This window comes from Flavobacterium sp. LC2016-01, assembly GCF_009711135.1.
GTDB lineage: Bacteria > Bacteroidota > Bacteroidia > Flavobacteriales > Flavobacteriaceae > Flavobacterium.
The window spans coordinates 160,118-176,425 of the sequence record NZ_WMIC01000004.1; the positions used below are offsets into that span (position 1 = coordinate 160,118).

General features: G+C 36.7%; 19 protein-coding genes and 1 tRNA gene. 15 read left to right on the forward strand and 5 right to left on the reverse strand.

Annotated elements, in window-relative coordinates; genetic code table 11:
* Positions 1–19: 19 nt before the first annotated feature.
* The 13 genes from GKZ88_RS10065 to GKZ88_RS22485 all read left to right on the forward strand — a co-directional run bounded on the left by GKZ88_RS10065 (position 20) and on the right by GKZ88_RS22485 (position 10,830).
* On the forward strand, positions 20–2,491 hold the full coding sequence (locus tag GKZ88_RS10065) for a TraG family conjugative transposon ATPase (RefSeq protein WP_155102250.1): 2,472 nt from the start codon (positions 20–22) through the stop codon (positions 2,489–2,491).
* A 9-nt stretch (positions 2,492–2,500) separates the two neighbouring features.
* Positions 2,501–3,184, forward strand: a complete 684-nt coding sequence (locus GKZ88_RS10070) for a conjugal transfer protein TraI (protein ID WP_155102251.1) — start codon at positions 2,501–2,503, stop codon at positions 3,182–3,184.
* A 15-nt stretch (positions 3,185–3,199) separates the two neighbouring features.
* Positions 3,200–3,814: a hypothetical protein gene (locus GKZ88_RS10075; RefSeq protein ID WP_155102252.1), complete on the forward strand. Its 615-nt coding sequence runs from the start codon at positions 3,200–3,202 to the stop codon at positions 3,812–3,814.
* An 11-nt stretch (positions 3,815–3,825) separates the two neighbouring features.
* Complete coding sequence (locus tag GKZ88_RS10080) at positions 3,826–4,461, forward strand: TerB family tellurite resistance protein (protein ID WP_155102253.1); 636 nt, start codon at positions 3,826–3,828, stop codon at positions 4,459–4,461.
* Positions 4,462–4,464: 3 nt separating this feature from the next.
* The gene (gene traJ, locus GKZ88_RS10085; RefSeq protein WP_155102254.1) at positions 4,465–5,676 is read left to right on the forward strand and encodes a conjugative transposon protein TraJ; all 1,212 of its coding nucleotides are present in this window, start codon (positions 4,465–4,467) and stop codon (positions 5,674–5,676) included.
* A 23-nt stretch (positions 5,677–5,699) separates the two neighbouring features.
* Entirely contained in the window at positions 5,700–6,308 is a 609-nt protein-coding gene (gene traK, locus GKZ88_RS10090; RefSeq protein ID WP_230392496.1) for a conjugative transposon protein TraK, read from the forward strand.
* 7 nt (positions 6,309–6,315) lie between these two features.
* A complete protein-coding gene (locus GKZ88_RS10095; RefSeq protein WP_155102256.1) occupies positions 6,316–6,567 on the forward strand; it encodes a hypothetical protein in 252 nt (83 codons plus the stop codon).
* Positions 6,568–6,571: 4 nt separating this feature from the next.
* Entirely contained in the window at positions 6,572–7,861 is a 1,290-nt protein-coding gene (gene traM / locus GKZ88_RS10100; protein ID WP_155102257.1) for a conjugative transposon protein TraM, read from the forward strand.
* 12 nt (positions 7,862–7,873) lie between these two features.
* A complete protein-coding gene (gene traN, locus GKZ88_RS10105; protein ID WP_155102258.1) occupies positions 7,874–8,743 on the forward strand; it encodes a conjugative transposon protein TraN in 870 nt (289 codons plus the stop codon).
* A gap of 8 nt (positions 8,744–8,751) precedes the next feature.
* Positions 8,752–9,903, forward strand: coding sequence for a hypothetical protein (locus GKZ88_RS10110; protein ID WP_155102259.1), 1,152 nt, complete (start codon positions 8,752–8,754; stop codon positions 9,901–9,903).
* A 5-nt stretch (positions 9,904–9,908) separates the two neighbouring features.
* Positions 9,909–10,211, forward strand: coding sequence for a hypothetical protein (locus tag GKZ88_RS22480; RefSeq protein ID WP_155102260.1), 303 nt, complete (start codon positions 9,909–9,911; stop codon positions 10,209–10,211).
* A gap of 36 nt (positions 10,212–10,247) precedes the next feature.
* Positions 10,248–10,532 carry a helix-turn-helix domain-containing protein gene (locus GKZ88_RS10120; RefSeq protein WP_155102261.1) on the forward strand — a complete coding sequence of 95 codons (285 nt, stop codon included), beginning with the start codon at positions 10,248–10,250 and terminating at the stop codon, positions 10,530–10,532.
* A 145-nt stretch (positions 10,533–10,677) separates the two neighbouring features.
* The gene (locus GKZ88_RS22485) at positions 10,678–10,830 is read left to right on the forward strand and encodes a hypothetical protein (RefSeq protein WP_230392497.1); all 153 of its coding nucleotides are present in this window, start codon (positions 10,678–10,680) and stop codon (positions 10,828–10,830) included.
* 40 nt (positions 10,831–10,870) lie between these two features.
* Here GKZ88_RS22485 and GKZ88_RS10130 read toward each other — a convergent pair whose 3' ends face one another.
* The 5 genes from GKZ88_RS10130 to GKZ88_RS10155 all read right to left on the reverse strand — a co-directional run bounded on the left by GKZ88_RS10130 (position 10,871) and on the right by GKZ88_RS10155 (position 15,516).
* Positions 10,871–12,178 (reverse strand): site-specific integrase, encoded by a 1,308-nt coding sequence (locus GKZ88_RS10130; protein WP_155102262.1) that lies wholly within the window; start codon positions 12,176–12,178, stop codon positions 10,871–10,873.
* Between the two features lie 292 nt (positions 12,179–12,470).
* Positions 12,471–12,551, reverse strand: a tRNA-Tyr gene (locus GKZ88_RS10135).
* 887 nt (positions 12,552–13,438) lie between these two features.
* Complete coding sequence (locus tag GKZ88_RS10145; protein ID WP_155102263.1) at positions 13,439–14,200, reverse strand: DUF4369 domain-containing protein; 762 nt, start codon at positions 14,198–14,200, stop codon at positions 13,439–13,441.
* A 260-nt stretch (positions 14,201–14,460) separates the two neighbouring features.
* Entirely contained in the window at positions 14,461–14,901 is a 441-nt protein-coding gene (locus GKZ88_RS10150; protein ID WP_155102264.1) for a KTSC domain-containing protein, read from the reverse strand.
* 369 nt (positions 14,902–15,270) lie between these two features.
* Positions 15,271–15,516: a hypothetical protein gene (locus GKZ88_RS10155; protein ID WP_133526793.1), complete on the reverse strand. Its 246-nt coding sequence runs from the start codon at positions 15,514–15,516 to the stop codon at positions 15,271–15,273.
* A gap of 86 nt (positions 15,517–15,602) precedes the next feature.
* Here GKZ88_RS10155 and GKZ88_RS10160 point away from each other — a divergent pair, with 86 nt between their 5' ends.
* Together GKZ88_RS10160 and GKZ88_RS22325 are read left to right on the forward strand one after the other, a co-directional pair.
* Positions 15,603–16,145: a hypothetical protein gene (locus GKZ88_RS10160; RefSeq protein WP_155102265.1), complete on the forward strand. Its 543-nt coding sequence runs from the start codon at positions 15,603–15,605 to the stop codon at positions 16,143–16,145.
* Positions 16,145–16,294 carry a hypothetical protein gene (locus GKZ88_RS22325; RefSeq protein WP_196216469.1) on the forward strand — a complete coding sequence of 50 codons (150 nt, stop codon included), beginning with the start codon at positions 16,145–16,147 and terminating at the stop codon, positions 16,292–16,294. Before GKZ88_RS10160 ends, GKZ88_RS22325 begins: the two co-directional genes overlap by 1 nt.
* Positions 16,295–16,308: the final 14 nt, after the last annotated feature.

The following is a 16,308-nucleotide window of genomic DNA, read 5'->3' on the forward strand; positions in this document are numbered from 1 at the left end:
TGATTAAAATGTATGAAGGATGGAGAAGAGGATGGAAGATCAGCTGCCGATTATGGCAGTGGAACACGATTGCATATTATCAAAACAGGGAGATGTTACAATAGTTTTTAAAGCAGAACTGCCTGAAATTTTTACGCTGTCAGATCAAGAGTATGAAGCTTTTCACCAATCTTGGATAAAGGCGTTAAAGGTACTGCCGAAGTTCTGTGTTTTCCATAAACAGGACTGGTTTTTAGAAAGTGCCTATAAAGCTGATTTTTCAAGTGAAGACAGCAGTTTTCTTACCAGAAGCAGTGAGCGTTATTTTAATGAAAGACCTTTTTTGGATCACTCCTGCTATATCATGCTGACCAAGAAACCAGCGGGGAGAAGAAATTCAACCTCATTGTTTTCTAATCTGCTTAGGAGTTCCATAGTACCCGAGGAAACCTTAAAACCCCAGCTGCTGCAGGATTTTACAGATGCCTGCGGTCAGTTTAAGAGGATTATGGAAGACAGCGGATTTATAAATCTGGTGCGTCTGCAAAATGAATCGCTAAGAAGCGGGAGCAGGAGAATCGGACTGGTGGAAAAGTATTGTTTTTTGTCAGAGCGGGAAGATTCATTTGTTTTTAAGGATATCAGGTTTGATGAAGGATTAGCAGTAGGGGACAAGCACTGCCAGCTTTTTACGCTTGGAGATGCCGCAGATCTTCCGGGACTATGCGGATCGAGGATTAATTTTGACCGTTATTCGACCGATAAAACCAAATTCAGTATTGGTTTTGCTTCAACCCTTGGCCAGCTTTTATCCTGTAATCATATTTACAATCAGTATATCTTCATTGAAGATGCCCAGAAAACCATCCAAAAGCTGGAAAGCAAGCGATTGAGACTTCAGTCACTCTCGGCCTACAGCAGGGAGAATATGATTGCAAGGGATGCCACCAATGATTTCCTGAATGAAGCAGTGTCACAGCAGAGGCTGCCGGTCAAAGCGCATTATAATGTCCTGACATGGAGCACCAATAAGGAAGAGCTGAAAGATATTAAAAACAAGGTATCATCAGCCCTTGCACAGATGGATGCCGCCGCAAAACATGAAACTGTGGGTGCCTCCCAGATTTACTGGTCAGGAATGCCGGGAAATGAGGCGGACTTTCCCATGAATGACACCTTTGACACTTTTACAGAACAAGCGGTCTGTTTTCTGAACATGGAAACAGGATATAAATCTTCGCTCAGTCCAATGGGCATCCGTTTGGGAGACAGGCTGACTGGTAAGCCGGTTCATGTTGATATCAGTGATGAACCTGTTAAGATGGGGATCATCACCAATCGAAACAAGTTTATTTTAGGGCCTTCAGGCAGCGGGAAGTCCTTTTTTACCAATCATATGGTTAGAAGCTATTACGAACAGGGAACTCATATTGTGCTGGTAGATGTCGGGCACAGCTACAAGGGACTCTGTGATATGGTCAACGGCTATTATTTCACTTACGATGAAAAAAATCCCATCCGTTTTAATCCTTTTTATATTTCAGATGGAGACAATCTTGATACGGAGAAAAAAGAAAGCATTAAGACGCTTCTGCTGGCGCTCTGGAAAAAAGATGACGAAACCTTTAACCGGAGCGAGTATGTGGCGCTCTCAAATGCCCTGCAGCTGTATTACGAGAAATTGGATAGTAATTCAGATATTTTTCCCTGTTTCAATAGCTTTTATGATTTCCTGAAAGAGGATTTTATATCGATTTTGGAAGCCGATAAGGTAAAGGAGAAAGACTTTGACGTGAATAACTTTCTCTATGTGCTCAGGCCTTATTACAAGGGCGGAGAGTTTGATTATCTGCTGAACGCAACGGAAAATCTGGATCTTCTGAAAGAAAGGTTTATTGTTTTCGAACTGGATAATATCAAAGACCATCCAATTCTTTTTCCTGTAGTAACCATCATAATTATGGAAGTGTTTATAAACAAGATGAGAAAACTTAAAGGTATCCGAAAAATGATTCTTATTGAGGAAGCATGGAAAGCAATTGCCAAGGAAGGAATGGCAGACTATATAAAATATTTGTTTAAGACTGTTAGGAAGTTCTTTGGTGAAGCTATTGTGGTAACTCAGGAAGTGGAGGATATTATTTCTTCACCTGTGGTAAAACAGGCTATTATCAACAATAGCGACTGCAAGATCCTTCTTGACCAGAGCAAATATCAGAATAAGTTTGACCAGATTCAGGAGCTGCTGGGACTTACAGACAAAGAGAAGGCACTTGTACTTTCTGTAAATAAGGCCAATGATCCAGCAAGGAAGTACAAAGAAGTATTTATCTCGCTGGGAGGGATGCTTTCAAAAGTATATCGAACGGAGGTTTCACTAGAAGAATATCTGGCGTATACAACAGAGGAAAGCGAGAAAGTGAAAATGAATGCCTATGCGAAGAAGTTTGGCGGGGACATAAAGAAAGGAATAGCCGCAATGGCTCAGGATATGAAAAATGGAATTAAATGAAAAAGAAAAATGAAAAAGAAATTAATTGTCAGTTTGGTCTGCCTGCTGCTGGTCAGCACCTCTGCACGGCCTGCTGAAAAAACCATGGTGCTCCCAATATTGGAGATCGTAAAAGCAGTAACAAAAAAAGTAATCAAAGCAATTGATCTTAGAATCCAGAAATTGCAGAACAAGACCATCTGGCTTCAGAACGCACAGAAGCAGGTGGAAAATGTATTATCCAAATTAAAGCTTGATGAGATCTCGGACTGGACTCAGAAACAGAAAGATCTTTATAAAGGCTACTATGAAGAGCTGGCAAAAGTAAAGTCAATTATTACCTACTACCAGAGGATAAAAGAGATTACCCAAAAGCAGACAAGGCTTGTTCAGGAATATGAAAGAGCCTCGAATCTTTTCAAGCAGGATACCCATTTTAAAGACAATGAAATCCAGTATATGGAGCGTGTTTACACTGGAATACTGGAGGAAAGTATGAAAAATATCGACCAGATTTTTTTGATTCTGGATTCTTTTGCCACCCAGATGAGCGATCTCAAACGTATTGAAATCATCAACAAGGCTGCCGACCAGATTGATGCAAACTACGATGACCTTACAATGTTTAACCAGCAGAACATACTGCTGAGCCTTCAGAGGGCCAAAACAGAAGCTGATGTAAACCGGGTGAAACAATTTTACGGAATTCCATAAATAAAATAAAAAATCATGAAAAAGACAGCTGTAATACTCGCGGCCCTCTGTGTCTTTAGCCACAGTATGAACGGGCAGGCAAAGCAGAGAAAGGAACTGCTTCTTCAAATAGCGGCACTTCAGGTTTATATCGACTATGCAAAGAAAGGATATTCGGCGGTATCAAAGGGACTCAATTTTATTGGGGATGCGAGAAGAGGAGAATTCAACCTGCACGGAGATTATTTTACCTCACTTTTAAAAATCAATCCAAAGGTTAGAAATTATTATAAAACGGCTGAGATCATTTCCATGCAGTTTAAAATAATAAAACTCTGCCGAAACACTTTGGCGGATCTTAAAACTGCTGATTTGTTTTACGGTAATGAACTGGATCATGTTGAGAGGTCTTTTGAGAAACTGCTGTGGAGCTGCAGCCAGACTCTCGACCAGCTGCTTGTTATTACCACTGATGCAGAACTGCAGCTAAAAGATGATCAGAGGCTTGAGCGCATTGATCTTCTGCACAAAACTATGCTCGAGGATTATAATTTCTGTCTTTCTTTCAGCAGTGAAGCCAGACTTCTGGCGATGTCAAAATCTGCAGATAGAAAGGATTACAGAGGTGTAAGTGAATTGTACGGATTATAAAATAAGCGGCTATGAAAAAGATATTATTGTTTATGGCAGTTTTCTGCATCTTTCTGATTCCAGATAAATCAAATGGGCAGTCAGCGGAAATCCAGCAGCTGATATTGAATATTGAAAAGCTTTCCCAGTTCAAGAAAATTCTCAGTGACATGAAAAAGGGATATGAGCTGCTTTCAGGAGGATACAAAACGGTTAAAGATATGACTGAAGGAAATTTCAGTCTTCATAAAACCTTTTTGGACGCACTTATGCAGGTCAGTCCTGCGGTAAAGAATTACAAAAAGGTAGGAGAGATCGTGGACTACCAGATTTCAATAGTCAAGGAAAGCCGAAACGCAATGAACAGATTTATAAAAAGCGGGAATTTCAGCGGACAGGAAATAAATTATTTTGAAAAAGTTTACGGAAATCTGCTTAATCAGAGTCTTCGAAATCTAGATGAACTAACAATAGTCATAACCGCTGATAAACTCAGAATGTCGGATGATGACAGGCTGAAGGCTGTTGACGATATATATGCGCAGATGCAGGATAAACTTCTTTTCATAAGAAATTTTAATGCATCATCCAATGTGCTGGCTCTTCAGAGAGCAAAGGAGAAGAATGATGTTTACGCGTCAAGAGGATTACAGGCATTTAAAGACTAAATTATGATGATAGTATTAAATAAAAAAGCAGCACCTGCGGTGCTTATGGTATTATTGTTTCCATTGCGGTTAATGGCGCAGGGACTTGGTGATGAAATGAACAGTCTCCATGGGGTTTTAGACCAGCTCTATGATGAAATGATGCCTTTGTGTTCTAATCTTATAGCAGTAGGGCAGGGAATAGCGGGATTTGGCGCCATATGGTATATAGCTTCCAGAGTCTGGAGGCATATTGCATGTGCAGAGCCCATTGATTTTTATCCGCTCTTCCGTCCGTTTGTTATAGGATTCTGTATTATGATCTTTCCTTCGGTTCTGGCACTTATCAATGGTGTTATGAAGCCAACCGTAACAGCTACTGCTGCTATGGTTTCAGGCTCCAACAATGCGGTTGCAGTACTTCTTAAAGAAAAGGAAAAAGCGATAAAGGAAACAGATCCATGGAAGATGTATGTCGGCACGGCGGGAACGGGAGATCGAGACAGATGGTATAAGTATACTCACGACGGTGCTGATCCATCGGATGAAAGCATGCTCGCAGGCATAGGCAATGATGTAAAATTTGCTATGGAAAAAGCTTCTTACAGTTTTCGAAATTCTGTTAAGGAATGGTTGAGCGAAATCTTAAGGGTTTTGTTTGAAGCGGCAGCGCTCTGTATTGATACCCTGAGAACCTTCCAGTTGGTTGTACTCTCCATTTTAGGACCGCTGGTTTTCGGCATTGCAGTATTTGACGGTTTCCAGCACACGCTGACAGTCTGGCTTGCCAGATATATCAATATTTACCTCTGGCTTCCTGTTGCCAATATTTTTGGAAGCATAATCGGTAAAATTCAGGAGCTGATGCTCAAACTGGATCTGTCACAGGTGCAGGCGACCGGTGATACTTTTTTCAGCAGAACCGACATGGCTTACCTCATTTTTATGATAATCGGCATCATAGGATATTTTACCGTGCCTTCTGTTGCCAACTATATAGTTCACGCAGGCGGAGGAGGAGCTCTTGGTCAAAAAGTGACAAGTCTGTTTGGCAGTTCAGCTAATTCTGTTGTCAGGACCTCTTCAGGTGCGGTCGGAATGGCATCCGATGCAATGGGAGATGCAGACCGAAGAATGACAAGCAGCATGGCTTCTACGGCGGGGAGCAGTCCGTATTTTGCTGATAAGGGAAATTATATGAATGACAGGCTCAAAGGAAATTCAAAACAGACTTAAATCAACATTACATGTTTACTAAAATGAAAAACATAGATACCGCTTTCAGATATGTAAGAGGTTTCACAATGCTGGTTATTGCCGGCTGTATCATAATCAGCTGTTATGCGGTCTATAAAAGTTTCCAAACGGTAAATCTTATGCAGGACAAAGTGTATATTCTGGCAAATGGCAAAGCGCTGGAAGCTTATGCATCTGAAAGAAAAGATAATATTGCTGTGGAAGCAAGGGACCATGTGAAAACCTTTCACACGTTTTTCTTTACGCTTGATCCTGATGATAAGGTTATTAAAACCAATATTACAAAGGCGCTTTATCTTGCAGATGACAGTGCAAAACGCATTTATGATGACCTAAAGGAAAATAATTTTTATTCGGGAATTATATCAGGGAATATCAGCCAGACCATTCAGATTGACAGTGTGAGTATTGATATCCGTGAATATCCCTACCGTTTTAGATGTTATGCCCGACAGAGTATCATCCGCACTACCAGTATTTTGAAGAGAAGCCTGCTTACAGAAGGTGCACTTCGAAATGTTTCCAGAAGTGATAATAATCCGCACGGGTTTCTTATTGAGCGGTTTAATACTATCGATAATAAGGATTTATCATCTGAAACCAAAAAATAAAATTTACATGAAATCTATATTTAAAAGACGGGCTGAACCTTTTGTTTATCACGAGTATTATCTGCTGGCGCAGAAAAAATGGGCAGAAAAAATGAAGCGATTCACAGACGGCCTCTCAAAAAGAGAACTCATATGGGTACTGCTGCTATTTACGGTCTTAACATCAGGTTTTTTAATCTATAACCTTTACAGTTCATTTTATAAAGAAGCTGAGGTTTCAACACCTTCAAAAATTAAGACAATCAATTTAAAAAACTAAAACTATGCAAGAGAAAACATTATCACCAAAGGAATCTAAAAAGAGAAAGATGCTTTTAATGCTGCCTCTTATAACATTTCCATTTCTAACATTTCTTTTCTATTCCTTAGGAGGAGGACGAGTGGAAGCCAAAACAGCAGAGAATGATCAAAAGAAGGGATTTAATTTTAATCTGCCTCTGCCTAAGTTTAAAGAGGACTCAACACTGGACAAAATGAGTTATTACGATCAGGCGGCAGTTGATTCCTTAAAACTGCGTGAACAGATAAAGAAAGATCCTAACTATTTTGATGATAAAGTCTCAGAAGATGAAGTTAATTCTTTTTCTGCAGATGATCTTGAATCCCGCATTCTTCCAAAAAACAGATCGGCTTTTAATTCGCAGTCTTTTCAGGACCGCAATGAGCAGAAAGTTTATGAGAAGCTTAGGGCTCTTGAAAAAGTAATCAGCCAGCCTGCTGCTTCGAGTTACGGTCAGGACATGAGAGAATTTGAAAATTACGGCACTTCTCGGGGAGAATCAGAAGAAATCAAAAAACTCGAAGGACTTATGTCAGCAATGAGCACACCACAGGAATCTGATCCTGAACTGCAGCAACTGGGAGGCATGCTGGAGAATATTTTGGATATACAGCATCCGCAGCGCGTGCAGGAAAGGCTTAAAGAATCAACTGACAGTAAAAAAGGAAAAATATATTCAGTGCTGAAAAAAACACAGGAGAACAACATAAGTTCACTTGAGCGCAATGAAAATTCGCAGAACTTACTAAAAACAAATACATTTTATTCTCTGGACGGAGAACAGCCTTCTGAAGTGGTGCAGAATTCTATTGAAGCAGTTATTCATCAGACACAGACTATTATCAACGGATCGGTAGTCAAATTAAGGCTGCTGCATGATATTTTCCTGCAGGGAACAGCTGTACCCAAGAATACTTTTCTATACGGAACTGCAGCTTTAAAAGGAGAGAGGCTGGAGGTAAAGATCTCCAACATACAATTCAATAATTCCATATTTCCTGTTGAGCTGGCTGTTTATGATATTGACGGCATTGACGGCATCTATATACCCGGAGCTATCAGCAGGGATGTAGCCAAAGCGTCGGCGGACCGTTCCATTCAGACTCTCGGCCTTACAGGTGTTTCGGATTCCTGGGGAGCACAGGCAGCAGGTATGGGCATCGAGGCCGCCAAAAGTCTTATGAGCAAAAAAGTTAAACTCATAAAAGTGGTTGTAAAGGCAGGGTATCAGGTGCTGCTCTATGATGAAAAACAAAAGAATTTAAAACCTTAAAAGAGAGAAAAGATGAAAAAAGTGAATTATTTGTTTCTAATCAGCTGTATACTGGTTTTTGTATCAGCGTACCCACAGTCAAATCCAAAAGAAATGCCCTTTTATGAAGACCAGTATAAGAACCTGCAGGTCGGTTTTTCTAAAACCACAAGTATTGTTTTTCCTTATGCCATTAAGAGCATTGATAAAGGAAGCGCAGATGTACTGGTTCAGAAAGCAAAAGGAGTGGAGAATATCCTTCTGGTAAAAGCAGCTAAGCAGTATTTTTTCCAGACCAATTTAACAGTAGTAACTTCAGACGCTAAATTATACGTGTTTGTGCTGAATTATGATGAAGACTGTCCTGATTTAAATATTAAAGCGGACAATGCAGTGGCCGCATCTAATGATGTGATATTTTCTGCAGATAATGAAAATCAGAAAAGAATTGAGCAGTGTGCTTCAATCGCATTATCCAAAATGAAAAAGACCACCGGCTTAAAAAAATCCAAGTATCAAATAAGTCTGGAAGTAAACGGAATCTTTATACAGCAGGACGTTTTATATATACGTGTAGTTTTTGAAAACAAATCAAAGATTAACTATGATATTGATCAGTTTCGCTTTTTTATAAGAGACCGTAAAAAGTCAAAACGAACGGCATCGCAGGAAATAGAAATACAGCCATTATATGCAACTTCATCGACTGCAGTGATACCTAATGAGTCTGTAACAATAAAAGTCTATGCGCTGGAGAAATTTACTATACCTGAGAATAAATATCTGACGCTTGAGATGATTGAAAAAAATGGCGGCAGGCATTTGGAAGTTGATATTAATAATAATCTGACTGATAAGATATTTCCGATTACGGAATCAGCACTGATACTTTTTAAATTTTAAAATACATTATGATAATCAATCTGGCTGACACTGAAATGATGCTGTCGTTTGCTGAAGAAATGGCTCATAACGGCCATCGATTTGTCGCTTTTAATACTGATGAGGTAATCGATACCTATACAATAGAATTTTTTAGAAAGTCAATGGATGCCCAAGAGTACTGTTTAGTTATGACTAACGATGCAGATTATTTTCAGAGCCTGCCGGTTGAATCTCTTATTTACGACTTAAGAGCCATTTTAGAAAGTGGAATTGATACTACCCAAAATGAAGCTTTTGAGCTTTATGGATTTGCCCAGCTTTTTAGGGAGAGGAAAGAATTTTTAGAAAATAATTTAAATCTAGATACAATGAATGAGAAAAATTTAGAATACCTGAAAGACCAGTTAAAATATACTGGATTTGGAGAAACGTTCGATGCAGAACTGAAACAGAACATGATGAAAGGTGATAAGGATTTTAAAATTATGCACACCGGTATTATCAACAATGGCCTGCCAAATAAAGATACCCTTACTGTAGAGTTAAATTTCAAGAAGTCAGAACAGTCTGATATGTATTTTTTTAATTCCTATCACGTGAATCTGCAGAAAGAGGAAAAAAAACCCGGGCTGGAGCAGACTTTTTACATCAACAAAGACAGCGCAAGCATTACCATGAAAGAGGCTTATAATTTAATGGAGGGCCGTTCTGTCAATAAAGATCTTAAGACAAAAGAAGGCGAGAGCTATAATTGCTGGTTGAAAATGAACTTTAAAGAATCTGAGAGCGGTAATTTTAAACTGAACCAATACCATCAAAATTATGGATATGATCTGGAAGCAAGCCTTTCCAAACATTCTATCAAAGAACTGAATACTCCCCAGTACAAGGAAGATCTTTTGAACTCCCTTAAGAAAGGAAATCTTCAGTCAGTGACTTTTGTTGCCGGGGGCGCTGAAAGTAAAATGTATGTGGAGGCTAATCCACAGTTCAAAACCGTTAATGTTTACGACACAAATCTTCAGCGAATCAACAATCGAGAGAGTAAAGAAGAAAAGAAGGCTGAATCTGAAAAAGAATCGGTTTCCAAAGATCAAAAACAAAATCCAGATTCTGATGAAGGTGATCCCGGAAGGAAAGACAATAAAGTAAAGAAAAGAAAAACTCCCACACTTTAATAATTATGGAAAAGTTAAAGCCTTTATCGGATTTTTTCACTGCAATAGAGAATGATTACCGGATTAGTCCAATGCATATTGCCATTTATGCATCTTTATTGCAGTTTAGATCCAGTAAAGGCTTTATTAATCCAATTTTTGTATTTAGTTCGGAGATTATTGTTATCGCAAAAGTTTCCTCTGCAAATACCTATCATAAATGTGTCCAGGAACTTCATCAATATGGATACATAAAATATCGACCATCTTTTAAGAAAAATCGCGGGAGTGAGGTTTATTTTTTGTTTTCAGCTGATACGGATATCTGAAGGTTCTTCAATTAATAACTTTTATATAATTACAGAATGAATGAATTTGTGACCAAGGAAGATCTAAGACAATTTGGTCTTCTTCTACTAGATAAAATACAGGCTGTATTTCAAGATAAGAATTCTGCACAGAAAGATTCTTTAGAACCTGGGTGGCTTAAAAGCAAGGCTGTTAGAAAACTGCTTGATATTTCTGCAGGCTCGGTGCAAAATCTACGAACAAGCCAAAAAGTACGTTTCAAGAAAGTACTTGGCTCTTACTACTATAATAAAGAAGATCTTCAAAAACTATTTGACGATGAAACAAAACAAAAGACTTAAAGTTGGGCAGATAATGGACTACCTGTCATCGTACGTCGAGGATCCCCAGCTAAATGTCTATCATCTATCAATTTTGGCCGCTATACTGGGATTAGGATACAGGCAGGGGCAGAGGAGGAGGATACAAGTCAGCCGAAGTAAAATAATGGAATTATCGCATGTCAATACACTGCCGACCTATCATAAATATTTTAAACAGCTTCAGGATTTAGGATACATTAAGTACAGTCCGTCTTATCATCCCGGCTATAAAAGCGAAGTAAAACTATGCAAAAAGAGGTTATCTCAAGATATTTGAGATAACCTCTTTTTAATTTAAATATTTTTGAAATTATTTATCAAGAAGAAATGTTGTATTTCTTTTTAATAGCCTGGATTTCTTTTTCCAGTCTGCTGAGAACTGCTAAGTCCGGTTTAGACATTTTGGGTTCAGTTTTGTTCAGTTTTTTATTCAGAATTGACATTTCTCGTCCAATTGTTGCCTGCTCTGTTATGGCATATGCTTCAGTCTGCTTTACCGAAGCATGACCCAGCAGTTCTTTAACTACATTTATAGGAACGTTATTGTTGAGTGTGACGGTACTGCCAAATGTGCGACGAGCTATGTGAGTGTTTAATGTAAAAGGAAACCCACACAAGACTGCCACCTCTTTCAGGTACTCATTCATTTTTTGGTTGGAAGAAACAGGCAGGACAGTCCCTCGCTGAATACACAGTGGATGTTCCTTGTATTTTTCAATTATTTTAAGTGCCTGAGGCAGGAGCGGGACATTTGTTGTAGAATTGGTTTTTTGTCTTTCAGACATAATCCAAAGATTCCCATCAATTCCTTCTTTGATATCGGTTCTCTTCAATTGATATGCATCAATGTAAGCCAGTCCAGTGTAACATTGAAATACGAATACATCTCTGACTACATCAAGCCTGTCAGTGGTAAAATAATGTCTCTCCAGTTCATATAGTTCTTGGGTAGTAAGAGGCTTTTTTACCATCTTAGTTTTTCGTCCCTTGAAGTTTTTAAAAGGATCTTTACTGATAATTTCCTTATCAATTGCACGAATTACAATCTTTTTAAAATTTGCAATGTATTTTAGGGTAGTATTATTACTGCAGTCACGGACTGTTCTGAGATAAAATTCAAAGTCTTTTACAAACTCTAAATTTAGATCTGTAAATTCTATGTCATCAGTTTTAAACTTCAATTGAATAAAAGCTGTTAAATGATTTTTAGTAATTGTAAAACGGTCTAATGTTCCTTTTGCATATCCTCTTCCGAGAAGAGCCTTCATTTCATCATTATGCTTTTCAAATTCTTCCAGCACTTTAATTCGTGGCGAACTGTTGCCTAAAACCTGATCCATTACTTTTTGAGCGGTAATTAATTTACCGCTGTACATCATAGTGGTTTTAATTTCGTTGATTTTTAAAACTAGGGAGTCCAGGAAAAAGTTAATTGATTTTGCATCTTCTTTTGTGCCGACTGCTCTTTCACTCTTTTTGTCCCACCGAGTCATATCCCATTTGCGTTTGGTGGATGCTTCTTTTGGAATTCCATCTACTGTGATTCTAAAATAGACAGTTCTAATTTTACTTTCATTGCGGGGTATTTTCAAAAAGAAAACCAACCCAAAACTGCTTTCTAACATAATTCAACTTTTTAGATTAATAAATGTAGAATTATAGCGTCAAAAAAACAAGTCGTTAACCTCGTTAACCTCTGTGTTTACAGGTGTTTAGGTCTAATTTTGTGGCACATTTTGCTGAAACTCAAATGTGCCACGATTGTGCCACAGAAATTTTGAGCGTTTTTAAAAAAAATGAAAAGCAGTAAAAAAGAAAAAAGCCTGCGAATCTTACGATTTGCAGGCTTTACCACGTTTTTTGAGGGTTTTTGAAAAGATTGAAAAACTTTCGTTTTGGCTTCTTTTACCCTTTCTGTGGGGAGAGCAGGATTCGAACCTGCGAAGTTCACACAGCAGATTTACAGTCTGCCCTCGTTGGCCGCTTGAGTATCTCCCCGATCTCAGCTTTGTTGCGCTTTGTTGTTCTAAGCGGTTGCAAATATAGGAACGTTTTTCGCATCTACAAACAAAAAATGAACTTAATTTTAAGTTATTTTAAAGTTATTTTTTAATTCATTGGAAGTGAATAAAATAAAAAACCTCCATTAGTGAGTTTTTTTAAATTTATTTCAAAAAGTAAGATTATTCTTTGTGTTGTTTTTGAGGTTTAGGTAATAAATTCAAGATTTATAAAGCCGTTAAGCTTTGCTATTATTGATAAATTAAAATAAATATTGATGTAATGACATCATATTTGAAATTGCTTGACAAATGGTTTATTCGAAAATTTTAAATACTAAAACATCTTAAGTGATTTGCAACGGTTTCTTTTGAGAATGTTTTAGTTCTTTTAGCAGCTACTCTTTTCCGAATTATATCTATTGTTAAAGCAAAAAAAAATCTCCACTAGGGAGATTTTTTTATTCTGAATACTTAGTATTACTTAGCTAAAAGCTCTAATATTTTTGCTTTCAATTCTGGACCTCTTAAGTCCTGTGCAACTACTTTTCCTGATGCATCAAGAATAAAAGTCGCAGGAATAGATTCAACATTATATTGTCTTGCAATTGGTTCATCCCAGAATTTCAGGTTTGAAACGTGTGTCCAGGTTAAACCATCTTTTGCGATAGCTTCAGTCCACTTGCTTTTTTCTTTATCTAAAGAAACACCTATAATGTTTAGCCCTTTTGAATGTAATTCTTTATATATAGCTACAACATTCGGGTTTTCTTTTCGACATGGTCCGCACCATGAAGCCCAAAAATCAACGATAGTTACTTTTCCTAAACTTTCTTTAAGCGAAACTACTTTTCCTTCTGGATTTGGAGCTGAAAAATCTGCTCTTCATTTAGCGCTGCCAACAGGAGGAGCTGATGCACCTACAGCAGGCAATTTTGCTTGACCAATTTTTGTTTTAGCTGCTTTTGCAGGAGTAGTGTTTTTTACAGACTCATCTAAAGAGTTGTAAATGCTTTCTACTTTTTTAGCATCTGCAGTTGGATCTTCAGACATTCCTTTTACAATTAATGCAGAAATGAATGATTTTGGGTGAGATTCAGCATAAGTTACATATTTCTTTTTTGTATCTGCCTGAACTTCTGTTTGGATCTCCATATATTGTTTCATCAAGCCATTGATAGTTGCTGTATCTTGAGCTTGTTGAGCTTGTTGCATTTTTGCAGTATTGTTTTTCTGAAAATCCATTAACTTCTTTTGAGTTTTGTTAAGATCTTCTTGGAATTTTACAAACTCTTCGTTGTTGTAAGTTCCACTAATTTTTGATTTATGAATACTGTCTTTGTCGATAGTGATTGCAATTTCTCCTGTTTCTAAGATGAATGGAATTGGAGCATTAGCATCTTGAAGAATTAAAGTATGAAAAGCTGGTTCAGCTACTTTTCCTTTTATTTCAAATTTTCCGTTTTCAACTTTTACTGTATCAAGGGCAACAGTCATATTTGTTACTGGATCTGAACCTTGAAGAATGATTGTTTTTCCATTTGCAATTCCAGTTGCAGTTCCTGTAATTAGATACTCTCCGTCTTTAACTTTGCTGCATGAAATGATAGCTACAGAAGCTGTAAGTAAAAAAAATATTTTTTTCATTATAAATATTAATTAGTTAATTGATTTGTGCAACAAAAGTATTTAAAAATATAGAACATCAAGAATTTTGTAACCTAAAATTTTGTTATAGTTTTTCATGCTCTAAAGTGCCTAAAATCAAGTGATTTGCTTGTTTTATATGATTTAAAACTATTAATTGTGTTTTTATTTTGAATGAAAACAAACAATTTAGCATTTTTTAGGCATAAAAAAAGCACTCTGTAATAAGAGTGCTTCTATGTATGTTTTTGCTTTAAAAACTATTCTTGGTTTGTTTTTTTTCTCCAAGTAAAAGAGTTCAAAATATGTCTTTTTGCAAATCTTCCTGGTGAATCAGCGTTTACCATTTTTACGTAAGTTGCTTTAGGAACACTGATGTATTCGTAAACACTTCCATTAGAAAAATCAATAATCAAACGGCCTTCTACAAATTTATAATCTGTAATCGTGCAAGTTGAAATTGTTTCAGTGTATTCAGGTAAATTAAGTTTGATAGTATCCGGGTGAATGCTTACTAAAAAGTGGTAAGCTTCAATGATTGTTTTACTTTTTTCTTCTGCATCTTTTAAACCAGCGTCATCACCTACAAATTTATCAGGATGAGATTCTTTCATCGCGTTGCGATAAACTGTTTTTAAATCTTTTAGCTCTGCAGTTTTTTCTACGTTTAGTAACTTGCGGTATTCAACTATTTTTTTCATAAATAAAAGGTAACTACTTGTCTATTAGTTTGAAATCGATATTAATTAGTTCAAATCGACAAATTTTTTGCAAAGGTACACTTTTTTTTAACTTTTCTGTTTTCATGGAAAAAATATTCATGAAAGTTGGTTTATTAAAACGTTAACTGGATAGTTCGATGTTTTTTTAACGCAAAGAATGCTAAGGTTTACGTGAAGAACGCAAAGATTTTTTCATTGAAGTGTCATTAAAATGAAAAGTTCGCAAAGTTTTATCAATACAAAACTTTGCGAACTTAATATTCTCAATGTATAACACGCAGTAAAAATAACCTTAGTGTTCTTTGCGTTAAAAAAATATACGTTTTAACAAAACCTGAAACAAAAAAATTATTCCGGCTTATGATTGGCCTTATCGAAGTTCTTAGATTTCTTAGGGTATTTATCGTAGCTGATATCACTTGGGTTTTCGATTACAGATTTAATAGTAACCCAGTCTCCAATATTAAAATTAGTATGTGCGATCTTATAATCTAAAAGGTATTCACCGCAGAAATAATTATTGTTTTCATCTTTTTCGATAATGCCAGTGTAAACTCCTTTTTGCGGCATTTTTTCATGTGAATCTTTAGACATCGTTTTTTATTTTAAAATTGAAGATGCAAAGTTAATCAATTTAGGTTTGTTTTAGGGAGTTCGTGACAATCTGAGTATATTTGCATATGCAGAAAAAATTTAAGCCACATCCAAATTCGTTTAAAAATACGTTTTGTGTTTTTCACGAAGTGCTTCCAGACAAAATTGAAGGTTTAAAAAAACAATTTGAAAGCAAAGCCGGAAGTACTTATTTTTATACTGAAGAGGGAATGTATCGTGTTTCTAATCATTGGGGAAGATTAGCCAACAGCAAATGGCGTCTGATTGCCCGAGAACCTGAAACCGAATCGAAGACAAAAATTGGTTTTGCAAAATGGAATGAATTTTATCCAGATAATGCCGAGGAAAAGCTGTATTATATAGAAGCTGATTTCGATAAAAATCTCGCTAATTATCAGCATAAAAACAATCCGGAGTTTGATGGAAAAGCAGTTTTAAGAACAAGTTTTGAAACCGCAAAAAGACTAAAACAAATACGGAATCTGCAGCAATTGACTTCATGGGCAAAATATTTTGATTATGATGATATAGCTGATTTGCGAAAACAGCTTATCACCGAATTGATTTTTACCGAAAAAACATTAGAAGAAATTAAAAGAGAAATATAATGGGACGCAATAACGAAAGGAACATCAAAAAGCACAATGACAAATTGCACAAAGCCCAAAACAAAAAGAAACAGGCTGAAGTAGCAAGAAAAGAAAAGCTGAAAGAAATTGTAAAGAAGTTCAACGAAGACAAAAAAGAAGAAAAATAAATATAGTTTCAAGT